The organism is Cellulomonas xylanilytica (genome assembly GCF_007989805.1).
Taxonomy (GTDB): Bacteria; Actinomycetota; Actinomycetes; order Actinomycetales; family Cellulomonadaceae; genus Cellulomonas; species Cellulomonas xylanilytica.
Genome location: NZ_BJUB01000002.1, coordinates 291,914 through 310,731, shown reverse-complemented (window position 1 = coordinate 310,731; position 18,818 = coordinate 291,914). Strand labels below are relative to the sequence as shown.

Genomic DNA, 18,818 nt, shown 5'->3' with positions numbered 1-18,818 from the left:
GAGGTGGACCGACGGGCGCGTGCCCATGCACTCGTGGTGCACTTGGGCCAGCAACCGCACTCTCAGCACGACCCCCGGAGGTACCCCATGAGCCACTCGACGCTGCCGTCCGCGATGCCCGGTGCATCGCTGGAGCTGGACCCCGAGGGGCAGCTGCTGTGCCCGAGGTGCCGGGCGACGACCCTCGACGTCTCGGGGATCGACCAGGTGGGTGGCATGCCGTGGGTGAACCACGTCCTCGTGTGCCGGACGTGCGGCGTCACGTCACGGCTGGCACTGGTCGGTGCCTTCGGACGCACGGTCCTCCGCTGGCTCGACGACTGAGCTGGCTCGACGACGGAGGCTGGCTCGACGACTGAGTGCGTAGCGTCCCAGACCGACGGCTCCGCGGCCGGGTCGCGGCGCGGGCGACGGCTCGGCCGGTCAGGGCGCCGGTGACTCGGTGGCCGTGATCGTCCACGAGCCGACGGGTGCATAGGTCGAGTCGGAGATCGTCTCGCCGGACCCGGGCTCCAGCGGGTAGTGCTTCACGTTGCCCGCCCAGTAGCGCAGGATCCGGCCGAGCTCGTCGAGGGGCGCGTCAGCGACGGCGCCGGCGGACAGGTCGACCTCGAGCACGAACTTCATGGCGGGACCTCCTGAGGGATGGGTCTCCGACCGTACGTCCGCACCGGGGCCGCAGGTGTCCGCGTCTGGGAGAAGGCGGTGCGTCCGGGCGTCGGGAGGCTCGGTCCCGGCTCGGCGTTCGACGGACCGGGCCGTCAGGGACTGCAACCACCGTCCGGCGGTAGGGACGTGCGACGAGGTCAGGTGACGGCGCCGAGCTGCCAGGGGACGAACTCGTCGGACCCGAGGTCGAGCTCCTCGGAGACGGTCTGCCGGCCGGACGCGACGGCGATGATGAGCTCGAACAGCTCGTCACCGACGGAGGCGACGGTCGCGGTGCCGTCGACGATGCGTCCGGCGTTGAGGTCCATGTCCTCGGTCATCCGCAGGTAGGTGGCGGTGTTCGTCGCGACCTTGATGGACGGGGTGGGCTTGCAGCCGAGGACGGAACCGCGACCGGTGGTGAACACGACGACGGTGGCGCCGCCGGCGACGAGCCCGGTGACGGAGACGGGGTCGTACCCGGGGGTGTCCATGAAGGTGAAGCCGCGTGCGGTGACGGGCTCGGCGTACTCGTAGACCTCGACGAGCTCCGCGGTGCCGCCCTTGGCGACGGCGCCGAGCGACTTCTCGAGGATGGTGGTCAGGCCGCCGGCCTTGTTGCCCGGCGAGGGGTTGTTGTCCATGGTGCCGCCGCCGGCCGCGGTGTAGCCCTTCCACCAGTCGAGCCGGTCGAGGAGCTTCTGCCCGACGTCACGGGAGACGGCTCGGCGCAGCAGGAGGTGCTCGGCGCCGAACACCTCGGGGGTCTCGGCGAGGATCGAGGTGCCGCCGCGGGCGACGAGCTGGTCGGACGCGTGGCCGAGCGCGGGGTTGGCGGTGATGCCGGAGTAGCCGTCGGAGCCGCCGCAGTTCAGGCCGAGCATCAGCTCGGAGACGGGTGCGGGGGTGCGCCGCTGGGCGTCGATCGCCGGGAGCATCTGCTCGATGGCCTCGACGCCGGCGCGCACGGTGCGGCGGATCCCGCCGGTCTCCTGGATGACGAGCGTGGTGACGGGCTTGTCGGTGGGCAGGTCGAGGCCGTCGAGGAGCGACTCGGCGGGGATCATCTCGCAGCCGAGGCCGAGGACGAGCAGCCCGGCGATGTTGGGGTGGTCGGCGTAGCCGCGCAGGGTGCGCCGGGTGATCTGGGCGCCCTCGCTGGTGGGCACGAGGCCGCAGCCGGTGTCGTGCGTGAGGGCGACGACGCCGTCGACGTGCGGGTAGGCGTCGAGGACGCGGCCGCGGAACTGGTCGGCGATGAGCCGGGCGGTGGACGCGGAGCAGTTCACGGAGGTGACGATGCCGACGTAGTTGCGGGTGCCCCAGCGGCCGTCGCTGCGCGCGTACCCGTCGAAGGTGCGGACGGGACCCGGAGGCGTCGGCAGGGTGACGCGGGCGGTGCCGAACTCGTAGGCGCGCTCGTCGTCGTCCATGCCGAGGTTGTGGGAGTGCACGTGGTCGCCGACGGCGATGTCCCGGGTGGCGCGGCCGATCGACTGCCCGTACTTGTGCACGGGGGACCCGGCGGGGACGGCGCGTACGGCGAGCTTGTGGCCGCGGGGGACGCTCTGGGTGACGACGAGGGTGTCGAGCTGGGTCCCGGACTGCAGGTCGCGCGTCGCCACGCCGACGTCGTCGTCGGGGCGCAGCACGAGAACGCAGTCGGCCAGGCTGAGCGTCGTCGTCACCCCCGCAGGATACCGCTTTCCCGGCTTCTGCACCGGCGTGCCCACCCCGATCTGGCCTGCAATGACGGGCAAGCGCCTACCCTCCTCACCATGGCTGCTTCCGTGACGCTCAGTGACGTCGCCCGCGAGGCCGGGGTCTCGCTGGCCACCGCCTCCCGCGCGATCAACGGCAGCGCCAACCGCACCGTGCGCGCCGACCTGCGGGACCGCGTGCTGGCGGCGGCGGCCCAGCTCCGGTACACCCCGGACGCCAACGCGCAGGCGATGGCTCGCGGCCGCACGACGTCGCTCGGTCTCGTCGTGCACGACATCGCCGACCCGTACTTCTCCTCGATCGCCGCGGGTGTCGCGCGCGCGGCCGACCGTGCGGGTCTGCAGGTGACCCTCGCGAGCACCCAGCACGACCCGAGCCGCGAGAGCGGGCTGGTCGACCTGCTGAAGCGGCAGCGTGCGCGGGCGATCGTCATCGCGGGAGGCCGCCTGGACGACGAGGCCACCAACGACGAGCTCCGCGCGGCCCTGGCCGACTACCGGTCGGTCGGGGGGTCGGTGGCTCTGATCGGTCAGCCGATCCTGGGCGTCGACAGCATCGTCGTCGACAACGCCCAGGGCGCCGGTGACCTGGCCAAGGCGTTGCACGGACGCGGGTACCGCCGGTTCGCGATCCTCGCCGGCCCCGCCGACCACCTGACCGCGTGCGAGCGCCGGGACGCGTTCCGCGGTGCGCTCGCGGAGCTGGGCAGCCCGGTGCCGGACGACGCGGTCATCACGAGCACGTTCACGCACGAGGGCGGCGAGGACGCCATGCGGGCCTTGCTGCGCCGCGGCGAGCTGCCGGAGCTGGTGTTCGCCGTCAACGACGTCATGGCGCTCGGCGCGCTCGCGGCCGGTCGCGAGGCGGGGATCCGGGTACCGCAGGACGTGGCCCTCGCCGGCTTCGACGACATCTCCACGCTGCGTGATGTCGTCCCGGCGCTGACGACGGTCCGGATCCCGCTGGTGGACGTCGGGATCGCCGCGACCGAGCTCGCGCTCGCGGACGCGTCCGACGAGCCGCGCCTCACGCACGTCCCGACGCAGGTGGTCCTGCGCGACTCGACGCCCGGCCTCTAACGCTTCCCGGGCGGCCAGACGCCCGTCGCGGAGTCCTCGAGCCCGAGCAGGTGGGTGGCCATCCGCAGGCGCGCCCGGTCGGGGTCGTGGGCGGCGACGGCCGCGAGGATCGCCTCGTGCTCGACGAACGCGCGGTCCTCCGCGCCCTCGTCGCAGAGCCCGCGCCACAGCCGGGTCCGGGACGCCCGCCCCGCGAGGCCCACGACGAGCGCCGCGAGGACGGGGTTCCCGGACGCCCGGGCGACCTCCTCGTGGAAGGCGAGGTCCACGTCGACGAGCCGCTCGTGGTCGAGAGGCACGTCGACGAGCGCACGCGCCGTCTCGTCGAGCACGGCGCGCAGGCGCGCGAGGCAGTCGTCGTCGGCGTGCAGCGCGGCCAGCCCGGCGGCCTCGGTCTCCAGCAGGCGCCGGACGGTGTGGAACGCGGCGGCGTCGTCCTGCAGCTCGGCGACGAAGCCGACGGGGGCCAGCAGCAGGGCCGGGTCGAGCGTCGTCACGTAGGTGCCGTCGCCGTGCCGGGACTCGAGGATGCCGAGGGTCCCGAGCGCGTGGACGCCCTCGCGCAGGGAGCCGCGGGAGACGCCGAGGGTGGCGGCCAGCTCTTTCTCGGCGGGCAGCCGCTGCCCTGCCTGGAGTCGTCCGTCGAGGATCATCTGCTTGACCCCGTCGACGACGTCGTCGGAACGTGACACGGAGCGAACCTACGCGGTCGCGCGGTCAGAACGCGTCGAACGGGAGCCCGTACACCTGGGTGGCGGTGCCGCCGAGCACCGCGGCGCGGTCGTCGTCGGTCAGCTGGTCGACGGTCGAGCGCAGCCCGTGCCACACCTGTGCGTAGGAGTCGCCCTCGAGCAGCGCGTACGGCCAGTCGCTGCCGAGCATGAGCCGGTCGGGGCCGAACACCTCCAGCGCGCGGTCGACGGCGGGCCGCAGGTGGTCCGGGGTCCAGCCCGCGCCGGCGGCGGTGGTCAGCCCCGAGAGCTTGGCGACGACGTTCGGCAGCTGCGCGACGGCGCCGAGCAGGGCGGACCAGCGCGTCCAGCCGTCACGGTCCCCGGCCCGCAGCGCAGCCAGCGGGGGAGCGCCGAGGTGGTCGAGGACGACCGTGAGCTTGGGGTGGTTCTCGGCGAGCGTCGCGACGTGCGCCAGGGCCGTGGGCGTGTGCGCGGTGAGGTCCAGCGTCAGCCGCCGCTCGGTCAGGAGCGTCAGGCTGTCGTCGACGGCGGAGTCGAGGAGCCAGTCGGGATCCCTCCCGTCATGTCCCCGATGGCCGATCCCGACGATCGGCTCACGCCGCCACTTGTCCAGCTGCGTGGCGGCGTCGTCGGGCGCGTCGAGGGGGACCCACGCCACGACGCCGGCGACCCGGGAGGACGACAGCGCCTGGAACAGCATGAGCTCGGAGTCCGCGCGGTTGTCCGCGGCCTGCACGAGGACCACCCAGGCGACGTCCTCGTCGGCCAGCTGGTCCTCGATGTCCGGGACCCGGTACGTGCGGTGCACAGCCGCGTTCTCCGCGGTCATCCAGGGGTAGTGCACCGTGTCCGGGTTCCACACCTGAAGGTGGGCATCCACGACGTTGGGCATGAAACGGACCGTAGCAGTGGTCCGATGTCTCTGCGCTGGTAGGGGACCCTCAGCGTCGATCCCTCATCGAATCCTCATCGACCCGCGAAGTCATCGGAGGACTTGGCGTCACCGGCCGACGGCGTAGCCCTGCATCCCCCGCGCGTTCGCCGCCGCCACGAGCAGCCCGTCCGGCCGCACCCCGGCCGCGCTGAGCCGACCGAGCTCCCACGGCCCGACCACCTCCACGTCGTGCCCCCGGTCCGCGAGCTCGTCCAGCACGTCGGCCCCGAGGCGGGACTCGGCGACGAGCCCGCGCGGCGTGTGGGTGCGCGGGTAGAACGATCCGGGCACGTGGGTCGAGTGCCACATCGGCGCGTCGATCGCGGCCTGCAGCCCCGCCCCACCGACGAGGTGGCGCAGCAGGAACGGGACGGTCCACTGGTCCTGCTGGTCGCCGCCGGGGGTGCCGAACGCGACGCCGGAGCCGTCGTCGTCGAGCAGCAGCGCCGGGCTCAGCGTCGTCCGCGGGCGCTTGCCGGGGGCCATGCTGTTGGGCAGTCCGGGCTCGAGCCAGAACATCTGGGCGCGGGTCGGCAGGGCGAACCCGAGGCCCGGGACCACAGGGCTGGACTGGAGCCAGCCGCCCGACGGGGTCGCCGAGACGCGGTTTCCCCAGCGGTCGACGACGTCGACGTGGCAGGTGTCGCCGGGGCTCAGCCCCTGGGGTGACACGGTGGGCTCGCCGACGCCGGGGGCCGATCCCGACCGGGCTCCGGACAGGGCGGTGGCGACCCGAGGCGCGCGGCCGTCCGGTGAGCCGGGCGCCAGGCCGTCGGCGGCGGTCCGTCCGACGAGCGCGGCGCGTGCCGCGGCGTACTCCGGCGACAGGAGCGCGGCGAGCGGGACGTCGTCCACGTCGCCGTACCAGGCCTCCCGGTCGGCGAACGCGAGCTTGGCCACCTCGGTGACGACGTGCACGAGCTCGACGGTGTCGTTGGTGCGCACGAGGTCCCCGACCCCGAGCGCGTCGAGCATCGCGAGCTGCTGCAGGAGCACCGGGCCCTGCCCCCAGGCGCCGGTCTTGTGCACGGTCCGGCCGGCGAACCGCAGGGACGTGGTGGGCTCCTCGGTCGCGCGCCAGCCGGCGAGGTCGGAGGCGCGCAGCAGCCCGGTGTGCGGCCGGCCGGACGAGTCCTGCACGGCGGTGCCCGACTGGAACGCGTCGACGGCCTCGGCGACGAAGCCGTCGTAGAACGCGCGGCGCGCGGCCTCGATCTGCGCCTCGCGGGAGCCGCTGCCCGCCAGCAGGCGCTCGAACGTGTCCGCCAGCGCGGGGTTGGCGAACCGGCCGCCCGGCGCCGGGACCTGTCCGTGGGGAAGGTAGACCGCGGCGGACGTGGGCCAGTGCTCGGTGAAGAGGGGCGCGACGGTCTCGATGGTGCGGGACGCGGCCCGGACCAGCGGGTAGCCGTCGCGCGCGTAGCCGATGGCCGGTCCGAGCACGTCGGCGAGGGGGAGCGTGCCGTACCGCGCGAGCAGGTCCAGCCAGGCGCCGAACGCCCCGGGGACCACGGCGGCCAGGTGCCCGGTGCCCGGGACGAGGTCCAGGCCGAGGTCCCGGTAGGCGTCGATGGTCGCCGCGGCGGGCGCCGTGCCCTGCCCGCAGATCACGAACGTGTGCCCGTCGCTCGCGCGGTGGCCGATGATCGGGGCGTCGCCGCCCGGGCCGTTCAGGTGCGGCTCGACGACGCTCAGCGTGAGCCCCGCGGCGACCGCGGCGTCGAACGCGTTGCCGCCGGCCTCGAGCGTGCGCATGCCGACCGACGACGCGAGCCAGTGTGTCGAGGCGACCATGCCGAAGGTCCCGACGAGCTCGGGGCGGGTGGTGAACACCTCTCGATCTTGCCTCACGGGACCGCCCGAGGCACCGGCGCGGCGCCGCGTCGGTGCCTCCGGCGACGACAGTTGCGGAGACGTCCCACGGAGTCATAGGGTCCTGCGACTGGCGTTGATACGTGTCAACGCGGGTGGGGATGCCGGCGATGCGATGAGGAGCGGGTCAATGAGGACCAGCAGACGCGTGATCGGGGCGCTCAGCGCGCTCGCGGTCGCAGTGACGACGATGGTGGCCGCGGCCGCGGGAGCGCAGGCTGTCGGGCCCGACCGCCTGCCGCTGACCATCACGAACTCCAGCGGCCGCGGTGAGGCGGTCTACGTCTACGTGCTCGGCACCAACCTGAGCACGGGCCGGCTCGGCTACGTCAACGCGGCCGGCACGTTCACCGCGTGGCCCGCGGGCTCCAACCCGCCGTCGGCCGCGCCCGACGTCGCCATCGCCGGACCGGGCAACGGCGGCAGCACGACGGTCCAGGTTCCGCGCGGCATCTCCGGGCGCGTGTACTTCTCGCTGGGGCAGAAGCTGAAGTTCTTCCTGACGCCCGACGGGCTCGTGCAGCCGGCGCCGTGGGCGAGCGGGGACGCCAACCACCAGATCCTGTTCGACTGGAGCGAGTTCACCTACAACGACGCCGGGCTGTGGCTGAACAGCTCGCAGGTCGACATGTTCGCGGTGCCGCACACCGTCACCGTCACGGGCGCGCAGGGCACCCGGCGGACCGGCGACCTCGTCGCCAACGGCCGCGACAACACCATCAACCAGATCGCCGCGCAGCCCGGGTGGGGCAACACCGTCGTGCGCCGGTCCGACGGCACCGTCCTGCGGGTGCTCGCCCCCGGCAAGGCGGCGGGTGCGGGCCTGATGAGCGCCACCTACCTCGACTCCTACATCGCGTCGGCGTGGAACGCCTACACCGGCAAGACGCTCACGGTCGTGCCGTTCGGCGACCAGCCGAACCTCAGGTACTTCGGCCGGACCTCGGGCACGACGATGCGGTTCACCAACGGGGCAGGCCAGCAGGTCGCGTCGTTCAACCGGCCCAGCAGCGCCGACGTGTGGGGCTGCGACGGCGCCCTGCACGCGCCCAACGACCAGGTCGTCGGGCCCATCGCCCGCACCCTGTGCGCGGCCCTCAACCGTGGCACGCTCGGCACGATCGACACGCAGCCGAGCACCGACGCGTCGGCGTTCTACAAGAGCAACCCGACCAACCAGTACGCGCGGATCGTGCACGCCAACATGGCCGACGGGAAGGCGTACGCGTTCGCGTTCGACGACGTCGGCGCCTTCGAGTCCCTGGTGCACGACGGCTCCCCGTCGGCGGCCGGGCTGATCATCCAGCCCTTCACCGGTGGTGGCACGACGAACCCGCCGCCCACCGGGAGCGGCAGCGCCCTGGTGAACGCCAACGGCATGTGCCTGGACAACAGCGCGCAGAGCACCGCCGACGGCAACAAGATCCAGATCTGGGGCTGCAACGGCACGGTCGCCCAGAAGTGGACGTTCGTGGAGGCCGGCACCACGCTGCGCGTCCAGGGCAAGTGCCTCGACATCACCGGCGGCGGCACCGCCAACGGCACCAAGGTCCAGCTGTACAGCTGCAACGGCACCGGCGCGCAGGTCTGGCTCCCGCGCAACGGCGGCTACTACAACCCCGCGTCGAACCGGTGCCTGGACAACCCGGCGCACTCCACGACGCCCGGCACGCAGGCCCAGATCTGGGACTGCAACGGCGCAGACGCACAGAAGTGGCGGCTGGGCTAGACCCCGCCCTCGAAGCCCAGCTGTCGCCACGCCTCGTACGTGGCGACAGCTGCGGCGTTCGACAGGTTCATCGACCGCCGGCCGGGGAGCATCGGGATGCGCACCTGCGCGGTGATGCGGGGGTGCTCCAGCACGTCCGCGGGCAGCCCGGTGGGCTCCGGGCCGAACAGGAGCACGTCGTCCGCACGGTACGCGAGGTCGGTGTGGTGCTGGGTCGCGTGCGTCGTGAAGGCGTAGACCCGGCCCGGGACCGTGTCGAGCAGGGCGTCCCACGAGGGGTGCACCACGACGTGCGCGAGGTCGTGGTAGTCCAGCCCGGCCCGGCGCAGCTTGGCCTCCGACAGGTCGAAGCCGAGCGGCTCCACCAGGTGCAGCGTCGACCCTGTGCCGGCCGCCAGGCGGATGGCGCTGCCGGTGTTGCCGGGGATGCGGGGCTCGAAGAACGCGACGTGCAGCACGGGCCGATCCTACGGATAGCGTTGTCTCATGCCTGTTCCTGAGCCCTTCGTCGCTGACGCCACGCGCTACGACTCGATGACCTACCGCCGCACCGGCCGCAGCGGCCTCGACCTGCCGGCGCTGTCGCTGGGCCTCTGGCACAACTTCGGCGACACGACGCCCCTGGACACCCAGCGGGCCGTGCTGCGCCGCGCGTTCGACCTCGGCATCACGCACATCGACCTGGCCAACAACTACGGCCCGCCCTACGGCTCCGCCGAGGAGAACTTCGGCCGCGTGCTGGCGTCCGACCTGCGCCCGTACCGCGACGAGCTCGTCATCTCCTCCAAGGCCGGCTACGACATGTGGCCCGGCCCGTACGGCGACGGCGGCTCGCGCAAGTACCTGCTCTCGTCGCTCGACCAGTCGCTGCAGCGGATCGGCGTCGACTACGTCGACATCTTCTACTCCCACCGCCCCGACCCGTCGGTGCCGGTCGAGGAGACGATGGGCGCCCTGCACACCGCCGTGACCAGCGGCAAGGCGCTGTACGCCGGCATCTCCAACTACACCCCCGCGCAGACCCGGGTGGCGCAGCAGGTGCTCGCCGACCTGGGCACCCCGCTGCTCATCCACCAGCCCAGCTACTCGATGTTCAACCGGCACATCGAGAACGTGGCCGACGGCCAGACCGAGAGCCTGCTCGACGTCGTCGGCGAGCTGGGAATCGGGACCATCGTGTTCTCCCCGCTGGCGCAGGGCCTGCTCACCGGCCGCTACCTGTCCGGCGACGTGCCCGCCGACTCCCGCGCGGCCGTCGGCCACTTCCTCAAGCCGTCGGCCCTGTCGGAGACCTACCTGTCGCGCGCGCGGGCGCTGAACGAGATCGCGTCGGGCCGCGGTCAGTCCCTCGCGCAGCTGGCCCTCTCCTGGGTGCTGCGCGACGACCGGATCACCTCCGCGCTCGTCGGCGCCAGCTCGGTCGCCCAGCTGGAGGACAACGTCAAGGCGCTGACCGCCCCGGCGCTGACCCCGGACGAGATCGCGTCGATCGAGCCACACGCGATCGACGGCACCGGCCGCTGACCCACCGCGAGATCGTGGGTCCGGCGCGAGACCGTGGGTGCGCACCCACGATCTCGCGCCGAAGCCACGATCTCGGCTCCCCGCACCCGCGCGCTGACCTGACCCGCCGCGGCCCTTCCCGCGAGAGCGTGACTTTGCGACGAGAACGGCAGTTCGAACGCACGCTCTCGTCGCACAGTCACGTCCTCGCGGACGCGAGGGGTGACGGGCAGATCGGCCGGGGCTGGGTCAGGGGTGCGGCAGCCGCGCTGCCAGCCACGTCAGCTGGCGAGCCGTGTGGTGGGCCTCGCCGCCCTCGTGGTGGTTGTACGGGTAGACGGCGATCTCGGCGTCGCCGCCGTAGACGTTGTGCGCGGCGAAGACGCCCGACGGCGGGCAGATCGTGTCGCGCAGGCCCGTCGCGAACAGGGCCGGGGCGGTCGCGCGGCGGGCGTGGTGGACGCCGTCGACGTACGAGAGGGTCCGGAGCACCTGCTCGTCGGCGCCACGGTGGACGGCGAGGTAGCGGACGATCTCGCCGTACGGGTCCGCGTCCGTGATCGCGAGCGCGCGGGGGATGTCGCACAGGAACGGTGCGCTGACCATGACGGCGGCGAGGTCGCTGGCCAGCCCGGCGACCGCGAGCGCGATGCCACCGCCCTGGCTGTTGCCGACGACCGCGACGGGCGGCACGGTCCCGCCGGACGGGCCGGCACCACGGGTGGACGCGTCCGGCGCCGGGCCGTCAGGACGGTGGGTGCCTGCGGTGGACGGGGGCGTCGTCGCCACGGCGGCCGGGAGGGCGCGGGCGGCGTCGACGGCGCGGACGGCGTCGGTGAGGACCCGACGGTAGTAGTACGTGGCGGGGTCGAGGATGCCGCGCGTGACGAAGCCGGGGGTGGCCGGGTCGGAGCCGACGGGGTCCGGGGTGTCGCCGCCGGAGCCGTACTGGGAGCCCTGCCCGCGGGTGTCCATGAGCAGGTGCGCGCACCCGGCGACGGGCCAGGTCAGCCGCTCCTGCGGCAGCCCGCGGCCGCGGCCGTACCCGAGGTACTCGACGACGGTCGGCAGGTCACCGGTGACGCCGGCGGGGCGGGTGTACCAGGCGCGCACCGGGTGCCCGTCGAACCCGGCGAAGGTCACGTCCCAGGTGTCGACGAGCGCGAGCCCGGTCGCGACGGGGACGACGTCGACCAGCACGTCGTGCGTGCGGGCCTGAGCCAGCGACGAGGCCCAGAACGGGTCGAAGTCGGGAGGCTCGGGGGAGTCGGAGCGGTAGCGCTCGAGCCGGTCGAGCGGGAGGTCGAACAGCGCCACGGTCAGACCACCGTCGGCGGGGGTGCGGTGCTCTCGCGGATCACCAGCTCGGTGCCCAGCTCGATGCGCGGGTTGGCCGGTGCCTCGCCGCGTGCGGTGGCGAGCACCATCCGGGTGGCCGTGGCGGCCATCTCGTAGAGCGGCTGGTGGATGGTGGTGAGCGGGGGGCCGATCCACTCGGTGACGGGCAGGTCGTCGTAGCCGACGACGGACAGGTCCTGCGGCACCCGCAGACCCAGCTCGCGGGCGGCGCGGAGCACGCCGAGGGCCTGGAAGTCGGACCCGGCGAAGATCGCGGTGGGCCGGTCGGGGCGGTCGAGCAGGTCCATGCCGTGCGTGTAGCCGCCGCCGACGAAGAAGTCGCCGTACCGGACGAGCCCCGGGTCGACGGCGACGCCGGCCTCGTCGAGCGCGGTGCGGTACCCGTCGATGCGGGCACGGCTGCACAGCACGTCGACCGGGCCGGAGATGACGGCGACCTTGCGGTGGCCGAGCCCGAGCAGGTGCCGGGTCGCCGCGAGGCCGCCGGCCCAGTTGGCGGAGCCGACCGTGGGCACGCCCGCGGGCTGCTCACCGGCGGTGTCGACGACGACGAACGGGATCGACCGGGTCTCCAGCTGGCGGCGCTGCGCCGGGTCCAGGTCGGACAGGACGAGGATGACGCCGCGCGGCCGGCGAGCCAGCACATCGTCGAGCCACTCCTGGCGCGGCCGGTGCGCGCCGCCCAGCTCGGAGAGCACGACGCCCAGGCGCTCGGGCCCGGCGACGGACTCGACGCCCTTGATGATCTGCACGGCCCAGCCGGCGTCGAGCTCGTGGAAGACGAGGTCGAGCAGTCCCGGTCCGGTCTGGGAGCGGCCACGGCGGCGCCGGTACTGGTGGCGGTCGATGACCTCCTCGACGCGGGCCCGGGTGACGGCGGCGACGTCGGTCCGGCCGTTGAGCACCTTGGAGACGGTGGGGATGGAGACGCCGGCCTCAGCGGCGATGAGCGCGATCGTCGCGGTGCTGGTGGGCACCTCGGCCTCCACGACGTCGTCGTCGGGTGCGGCGGCGTTCTCGGCGCTGGTGGTCGTCATGAGGGGTCGTCCCGGTCTGCTCGTCGCAACTATCGGGCCGAACGTAGCACTGACCAGGGACGCGGCCCACCAACGTCCGGGATCTCATCCGCCGCCCAGTGCGGCCCTGAATGAGAAACGTTTGCCAAAGTTCCCAGGCGGATTGCCAGTTCTCACGAAGCCGCCTAACGTCCGTCACCGGCAGATATCGACAAAGCAGTCGATACTTTCGGCCCTCACAAGGCTGTGAGACGGGAGGTGGACAGGTCACATGGCATGGCAGGAACCCACACTGGACAGCACCACGCAGGCCCACGTCGGTGACCTGGTCGCCCGGATGACCCTCGAGGAGAAGCTCTCGCAGCTCGTCGGCCTCTGGGTCGGCGCCGACGCGAGCGGAGCCGGGGTCGCACCGCACCAGTCGGAGATGACCGACGACGGACTGAGCTGGTCCGAGGTCATCCGCGACGGACTGGGCCAGCTGACCCGGCCGTACGGGTCGGCTCCCGTCGACCCCGCCGCCGGTGCGCGGTCGCTGGCCGCGTCGCAGGCGGAGATCGTCGCCGCGAACCGGTGGGGCATCCCCGCCCTCGTGCACGAGGAGTGCCTCGCCGGGTTCGCCGCCTGGGGCGCCACCGCCTACCCCGTCCCGCTGTCCTGGGGAGCGAGCTTCGACCCGGACCTGGTCGAGGAGATGGCCGCCCGGATCGGCGCGTCGATGCGGGCCGCGGGCGTGCACCAGGGGCTCGCCCCCGTGCTGGACGTGACGCGCGACTACCGCTGGGGCCGCACCGAGGAGACGATCGGCGAGGACCCGTACCTCGTCGGCACCGTCGGCACCGCCTACGTGCGTGGGCTCGAGGGTGCGGGCGTCGTCGCCACCCTGAAGCACTTCGCGGGCTACTCGGCCAGCCGTGCGGGCCGCAACCTGGCGCCCGTGTCCATCGGCCCGCGTGAGCTCGCCGACGTGATCCTGCCGCCGTTCGAGATGGCGGTCCGCGACGGCGGCGCACGCTCCGTCATGCACTCCTACGCGGAGCTCGATGGCGTCCCCTCGGCGGCGGACCACACCCTCCTCACCACGATCCTGCGCGACCGCTGGGGGTTCACCGGCACGGTCGTCGCCGACTACTTCGGCATCCGGTTCCTGCAGACCCTGCACGGCGTCGCGGGCTCCGAGGGGGAGGCGGCGGCGCTCGCGCTCGCGGCCGGCGTCGACGTGGAGCTGCCCAGCGTGCACTGCTACGGCGAGCCGCTGCGCGAGGCGCTGGCCCGCGGCGAGGTGGACGAGGGCCTCGTGGACCGGGCTCTGCGCCGGGTCCTGACCCAGAAGGCCGAGCTCGGCCTGCTCGACGCCGGCTGGTCACCGCTGGCGGACGCCGACCCGGTCCTGGACGACGAGGGGAGCCGGGACGTCGCGCTGCGCCTGGCCCGGGAGTCGGTCGTCCTGCTGACCAACCCCGCGGGCGCCCTCCCGCTGCGTGCCGGGGCGAAGGTCGCCCTCGTCGGACCCCTCGCGGACGACCCGATGGCGATGCTGGGCTGCTACTCGTTCCCCGCGCACGTCGGCGTGCACCACCCGGAGCGCGGGCTCGGGATCGAGATCCCGACGGTGCTCGACGCGCTGCGCGCGACCGGCACGCACGTCACGCACGCCCGCGGCTGCGACGTGACGGACCCCTCCCGGGACGGCTTCGACGCCGCGGTGGCCGCCGCCCGGGACGCCGACGTCTGCGTCGTCGCGGTCGGCGACCGTGCCGGGCTGTTCGGCCGCGGCACGTCGGGCGAGGGCTGCGACGCGACCGACCTGCACCTGCCGGGCGTCCAGGCCGACCTGGTGCGTGCGGTGCTCGACACCGGCACGCCGGTGGTGCTGGTGCTCCTGACCGGCCGCCCGTACGCCGTCGGACCGCTCGCCGCCGACGCCGCGGCCGTCGTGCAGGCGTTCTTCCCGGGGCAGCTCGGCGGGCAGGCGCTCGCCGAGGTGCTCACGGGCGCGGTGTCGCCGTCGGGCCGCCTGCCGGTCAGCATCCCCGCGGACGCCTCCGGTCAGCCCGGCACCTACCTGTCGGCACCGCTGGGCCGACGCTCCGGGGTCTCGTCGGTGGACCCGACCGCGGCGTTCCCGTTCGGCCACGGCCTGTCCTACACGTCCTTCTCCTGGTCGGCCCGCGCCACCAGCGACGACTGGGCCGTCGACGGCGACGCCGAGGTCGAGGTGCTCGTCACCAACACCGGGGACCGGCCCGGCGCCGACGTCGTCCAGCTCTACCTGCACGACCCGGTGGCCCAGGTGACCCGGCCTGTCGTGCGCCTCGTCGGCTACGCGCGCGTGCACCTGGAGCCGGGGGAGTCGGCCCTGGTCACGTTCACCGTCCCCGCCGACGTCACCGCGTTCACCGGGCGGTTCGGCGCACGGATCGTCGAGCCGGGGGACGTCGAGCTGCGGGTGGCGCGGTCCAGCGCCGACGACAGCGACGCCCTGGCGCTGCGGCTCGTCGGCGACCTCCGGACCGTCGACCACACGCGGCGGCTGACCACGCACGTCTCGGTCGTCCCGTTGCATGCGATGGAGGTGACGAACGCATGAGCCTGCAGGAGCCCGCCGTGGCGGACCCGGTCGCGCCGGTGGCGGCCATCGCGCCGGCCGTCACGGGCCCGACGCCGAAGAAGAAGAAGCGGCCCCGCAAGGAGTCCTGGGTCGCGCACGACGGCTCGGTCATCCCGGCCGCCCACCTCTCCTGGCGGACCGCGCTGCGCAAGGACTGGCGGCTGTACTCGTTCCTCGTGCTGCCGCTGCTGTTCCTGCTGGTCTTCCGGTACGTGCCGATCCTGGGGAACGTCGTGGCGTTCCGCCGGTTCCGTCCCGGCGGCAGCATGTTCGGCGACGAGTGGGTGGGCCTCTACTACGTCCGCATGTTCATCAACGACCAGCAGTTCTGGCACGCGTTCACCAACACGGTGATCATCGGGGTGCTCACGCTCCTGATCGTGTTCCCGCTGCCGATCATCCTGGCGCTGATGCTGAACGAGGTGCGGTCACGCCGGTTCAAGCGGAGCATCCAGACGATCTCCTACCTGCCGCACTTCATGTCCGTCGTCATCGTCGCGGGGGTGGTGTTCCAGCTCACCGCGGTGAACGGCACCGTGAACCAGATCATCGAGGCGGCCGGCGGGCAGGCCATCACGTTCATGCAGGAGCCGTCCTGGTTCCGCACGATCTACCTGACGTCCGAGGTCTGGCAGACGGTCGGCTGGGGCACGATCCTCTACCTCGCGGCGCTCACGACGATCGACGAGCAGCTCTACGAGGCGGCGCGGATCGACGGCGCCAACCGGTGGAAGCAGACCTGGCACATCACCCTGCCGGGCATCCGGCCGACGATGATCGTGCTGCTCATCCTCAACGTCGGGACGTTCATGGCGGTGGGCTTCGAGAAGATCCTGCTGCTGTCCAACCCGCTGATCTACTCCACGGCCGACGTCATCTCCACCTACCTGTACCGCGTCGGCATCGTGTCCAACTCGATCAGCTACGCCACCGCGATCGGCCTGTTCGAGGCGATCATCGGCGTGACGCTGATCCTGTCGGCCAACGCGATCTCCCGGAAGACCGTGGGGGCGAGCCTGTGGTGACCACCGACCTCGCCAAGCCGACCGGGACGACGGGCACCGTCGTCAAGGACAGCGCGGGTTACCGGACCTTCCGCTGGGTCAACGCCGCGGTCCTGATCCTCGTCGCGGCCCTCGTCCTGTACCCGTTCGTCAACATCGTCGCCCAGGCGTTCAGCTCCGAGGGCTACATCAACTCGGGACAGGTCAACCTGATCCCGCGCGGGTTCAACGTCACCACGTTCCAGGTGGTGTTCGGCGACTCGATGTTCTGGCGCAACTACCGCAACACCGTCCAGTACACGGTGATCGCCACGGCCATCGCCATGGCGCTGACCACGACGTACGCGTACGCGCTGTCCAAGCACAAGCTCAAGGGCCGCAAGTTCTTCATCGGGGTGGCCGTCGCCACCATGTTCTTCAACGGCGGCCTGATCCCGAACTACATCCTGATCAGCGAGCTGGGCTTCCGGAACACCCTGTGGGCGATCGTCCTGCCCAACGCCATCAGCGTGTTCAACCTGCTGGTCATGAAGTCGTTCTTCGAGAACTTCCCCAGCGAGCTCGAGGAGGCCGCCTCGATCGACGGGATGAGCACCTACGGCGTGTTCTTCAAGGTGGTGCTCCCGCTGAGCAAGGCCGTGGTGGCCACGATGCTGCTGTTCTACGCGGTCTCGTTCTGGAACGGCTGGTTCGGGGCGTTCCTCTACCTCGACGACCCGAAGCTCTACCCGGTCACCGTGTACCTGCGGAACCTCATGGCCGGCGTCACGTCGGGCACCTCGATCCAGGGCGGGTCGACGGACAACATGACGCAGATCGCGGCCAACGTGCAGTCCGTGACGATGCTCCTCACGGTGCTGCCCATCATCTGCCTCTACCCGTTCCTCCAGAGGTACTTCGTGTCGGGCGTGATGCTCGGCGCGGTCAAGCAGTAACCCCATCCACCACGTTCTCAACGAGGAGAAGTCATGCGCTCAACCAGGAAGCGCGTCGGGGCTGCGGCGTCGGTCGCGGTGCTCGCGCTCACGCTCACGGCGGCGTGCTCGTCGGGCGGCGACGCGGCCGACGAGCCGTCCGCCAGCAGCAGCGGGATACCGGACGCGCAGCGCGTCGGGGCGATGGAGGACTTCGAGGCGGGCACCGAGTTCGTCGCCACCGAGCCGGTGACGTTCAGCGTGCTCTACCGCGACCACCCCAACTACCCGCTCAACGAGGACTGGTTGTTCTTCTCCCAGCTCGCCGAGAAGAACAAGGTCGACTTCGACCTCACCAGCGCCCCCCTGAGCGACTGGGACGCCAAGAAGTCGCTCGTCATCAGCTCCGGCGACGCGCCCGACCTCATCCCGGTCACGTACTCGGGCCAGGAGACGCAGTTCGTCTCGGGCGGGGCGCTGCTGCCCATCAGCGACTACGTCCAGTACATGCCGAACTTCCAGCAGAAGATCGAGGACTGGGACCTGCAGCCGTACCTCGACAACCTCGAGCAGGCCGACGGCAAGTACTACATGCTGCCGGGCCTGTACGAGTCGCCCCAGCCGCAGTACTCGATCGCGGTCCGCCAGGACGCGTGGGAGAAGGCGGGCATCACCGACGACCCCGAGACGTGGGACGACCTCAAGGCGGACCTGGAGAAGCTCAAGGCGGCGAACCCGGGCGTCTGGCCGATGTCCGACCGCTGGTCGACGACCAACGACAGCCCGCTGGGAGCCACGCTGAACATCGCGGCCCCCAACTTCGGCACCATCGCGGGCTGGGGCTTCGGCAACGGCCTCTGGTACGACCAGGACGAGAAGACGTTCCAGTACGCGCCCACCACGGACGGCTACAAGGAGCTCGTCGGGTACTTCGCCTCGCTGGTGGAGGACGGCCTGCTCGACCCCGAGTCGCTCACGCAGGACGACGCGACGGCCATCCAGAAGTTCGGCAGCGGCCAGTCGCTCGCGATCTCCGGCAACACCCAGGAGGTCACGACGTACAAGAAGACCTTCACCGACGCCGGCAACACCGAGGCCGCCGTCCACCTCATCCGGGTGCCCGAGGGCCCCGCAGGAGACAACGTGGCGGGGGGCAGCCGGGCCGCGTCCGGCTTCATGCTCTCCTCCGAGGCGGCGGAGAACCCGAACTTCCTCGCGCTGCTGCAGTTCGCCGACTGGCTGTACTACTCGGACCAGGGCCTCGAGTTCGCCAAGTTCGGCGTCGAGGGCACCACGTTCACCAAGGACGGTGAGACCCGCACCCTCGCAGCGGACGTCGACTGGAACGGGGTCAACCCGGCCGGCACCAAGAAGCTGAACGCGGACTTCGGGTTCAGCAACGGCGTGTGGTCGCTGGCGAACGGGTCGACGGACAGCTTGATCTCCGGCCTGAACACCGAGGCCGCCAACACGTTCGTCGAGTCGATGTCCGACAAGGAGGAGCTGCCGCTGACGCCGACCGCGCCGCTCGACGAGATGCAGCAGGAGCAGGTGACGCTCTGGCAGTCGGCCCTGAACGACTCGGTCACGCAGAACACTGCCGCGTTCATCGTCGGCAAGCGTCCGATGTCCGAGTGGGACGCCTGGATGACGGAGCTCAAGGGCCTGAACGTCGACCAGTACGTCGACACGTACAACCAGGCGCTCGCTGCCAAGGGCTGAGCACACCACC

General features: G+C 72.1%; 16 protein-coding genes. 8 read left to right on the top strand and 8 right to left on the bottom strand.

The window, feature by feature from the left end; genetic code table 11:
- Nucleotides 1-87 precede the first annotated feature (87 nt).
- The gene (locus CXY01_RS04310; RefSeq protein ID WP_146925821.1) at nucleotides 88-324 is read left to right on the top strand and encodes a hypothetical protein; all 237 of its coding nucleotides are present in this window, start codon (nucleotides 88-90) and stop codon (nucleotides 322-324) included.
- A 99-nt stretch (nucleotides 325-423) separates the two neighbouring features.
- Here CXY01_RS04310 and CXY01_RS04305 read toward each other — a convergent pair whose 3' ends face one another.
- Both CXY01_RS04305 and CXY01_RS04300 read right to left on the bottom strand, forming a co-directional pair.
- On the bottom strand, nucleotides 424-627 hold the full coding sequence (locus tag CXY01_RS04305) for a hypothetical protein (protein WP_146925820.1): 204 nt from the start codon (nucleotides 625-627) through the stop codon (nucleotides 424-426).
- Nucleotides 628-806: 179 nt separating this feature from the next.
- On the bottom strand, nucleotides 807-2,336 hold the full coding sequence (locus CXY01_RS04300; protein ID WP_146925819.1) for a UxaA family hydrolase: 1,530 nt from the start codon (nucleotides 2,334-2,336) through the stop codon (nucleotides 807-809).
- Nucleotides 2,337-2,426: 90 nt separating this feature from the next.
- Between CXY01_RS04300 and CXY01_RS04295 the strand changes: the two genes are divergently transcribed.
- On the top strand, nucleotides 2,427-3,449 hold the full coding sequence (locus tag CXY01_RS04295; RefSeq protein WP_146925818.1) for a LacI family DNA-binding transcriptional regulator: 1,023 nt from the start codon (nucleotides 2,427-2,429) through the stop codon (nucleotides 3,447-3,449).
- Here CXY01_RS04295 and CXY01_RS04290 read toward each other — a convergent pair.
- The 3 genes from CXY01_RS04290 to CXY01_RS04280 form a co-directional block, all read right to left on the bottom strand.
- Nucleotides 3,446-4,141: a FadR/GntR family transcriptional regulator gene (locus CXY01_RS04290; RefSeq protein ID WP_146925817.1), complete on the bottom strand. Its 696-nt coding sequence runs from the start codon at nucleotides 4,139-4,141 to the stop codon at nucleotides 3,446-3,448. The two genes, CXY01_RS04295 and CXY01_RS04290, sit on opposite strands and share 4 nt — an antisense overlap.
- Nucleotides 4,142-4,166: 25 nt before the next feature.
- A complete protein-coding gene (locus CXY01_RS04285; protein WP_146925816.1) occupies nucleotides 4,167-5,036 on the bottom strand; it encodes an amidohydrolase family protein in 870 nt (289 codons plus the stop codon).
- A gap of 108 nt (nucleotides 5,037-5,144) precedes the next feature.
- Complete coding sequence (locus tag CXY01_RS04280; protein ID WP_222594491.1) at nucleotides 5,145-6,872, bottom strand: gamma-glutamyltransferase family protein; 1,728 nt, start codon at nucleotides 6,870-6,872, stop codon at nucleotides 5,145-5,147.
- 208 nt (nucleotides 6,873-7,080) lie between these two features.
- On the opposite strand from CXY01_RS04280, the gene CXY01_RS04275 reads away from it, so the two are divergent.
- Nucleotides 7,081-8,679, top strand: a complete 1,599-nt coding sequence (locus CXY01_RS04275) for a glycoside hydrolase family 64 protein (RefSeq protein ID WP_146925814.1) — start codon at nucleotides 7,081-7,083, stop codon at nucleotides 8,677-8,679.
- Here CXY01_RS04275 and CXY01_RS04270 read toward each other — a convergent pair.
- Nucleotides 8,676-9,137 carry a tRNA (cytidine(34)-2'-O)-methyltransferase gene (locus CXY01_RS04270; RefSeq protein ID WP_146925813.1) on the bottom strand — a complete coding sequence of 154 codons (462 nt, stop codon included), beginning with the start codon at nucleotides 9,135-9,137 and terminating at the stop codon, nucleotides 8,676-8,678. The genes CXY01_RS04275 and CXY01_RS04270 overlap by 4 nt on opposite strands.
- A 28-nt stretch (nucleotides 9,138-9,165) precedes the next feature.
- On the opposite strand from CXY01_RS04270, the gene mgrA reads away from it, so the two are divergent.
- On the top strand, nucleotides 9,166-10,203 hold the full coding sequence (mgrA, locus tag CXY01_RS04265) for an L-glyceraldehyde 3-phosphate reductase (RefSeq protein ID WP_146925812.1): 1,038 nt from the start codon (nucleotides 9,166-9,168) through the stop codon (nucleotides 10,201-10,203).
- 228 nt (nucleotides 10,204-10,431) lie between these two features.
- Here mgrA and CXY01_RS04260 read toward each other — a convergent pair whose 3' ends face one another.
- The gene (locus CXY01_RS04260; protein ID WP_146925811.1) at nucleotides 10,432-11,499 is read right to left on the bottom strand and encodes an acetylxylan esterase; all 1,068 of its coding nucleotides are present in this window, start codon (nucleotides 11,497-11,499) and stop codon (nucleotides 10,432-10,434) included.
- A gap of 2 nt (nucleotides 11,500-11,501) precedes the next feature.
- Nucleotides 11,502-12,578, bottom strand: coding sequence for a LacI family DNA-binding transcriptional regulator (locus tag CXY01_RS04255; protein WP_146925810.1), 1,077 nt, complete (start codon nucleotides 12,576-12,578; stop codon nucleotides 11,502-11,504).
- Nucleotides 12,579-12,828: 250 nt separating this feature from the next.
- On the opposite strand from CXY01_RS04255, the gene CXY01_RS04250 reads away from it, so the two are divergent.
- Genes CXY01_RS04250 through CXY01_RS04235 form a run of 4 tightly spaced genes read left to right on the top strand, consistent with a single transcriptional unit; the run spans nucleotide 12,829 to nucleotide 18,808 of the window.
- Nucleotides 12,829-15,147 (top strand): beta-xylosidase/alpha-l-arabinosidase, encoded by a 2,319-nt coding sequence (locus CXY01_RS04250; protein WP_146925809.1) that lies wholly within the window; start codon nucleotides 12,829-12,831, stop codon nucleotides 15,145-15,147.
- Nucleotides 15,144-16,193 (top strand): ABC transporter permease, encoded by a 1,050-nt coding sequence (locus tag CXY01_RS04245; RefSeq protein WP_246125030.1) that lies wholly within the window; start codon nucleotides 15,144-15,146, stop codon nucleotides 16,191-16,193. The genes CXY01_RS04250 and CXY01_RS04245 overlap by 4 nt, the downstream gene beginning before the upstream one ends.
- Nucleotides 16,187-17,107, top strand: a complete 921-nt coding sequence (locus CXY01_RS04240) for a carbohydrate ABC transporter permease (protein WP_146925808.1) — start codon at nucleotides 16,187-16,189, stop codon at nucleotides 17,105-17,107. Before CXY01_RS04245 ends, CXY01_RS04240 begins: the two co-directional genes overlap by 7 nt.
- 33 nt (nucleotides 17,108-17,140) lie before the next feature.
- Nucleotides 17,141-18,808, top strand: coding sequence for an ABC transporter substrate-binding protein (locus CXY01_RS04235; RefSeq protein WP_146925807.1), 1,668 nt, complete (start codon nucleotides 17,141-17,143; stop codon nucleotides 18,806-18,808).
- Nucleotides 18,809-18,818: the final 10 nt, after the last annotated feature.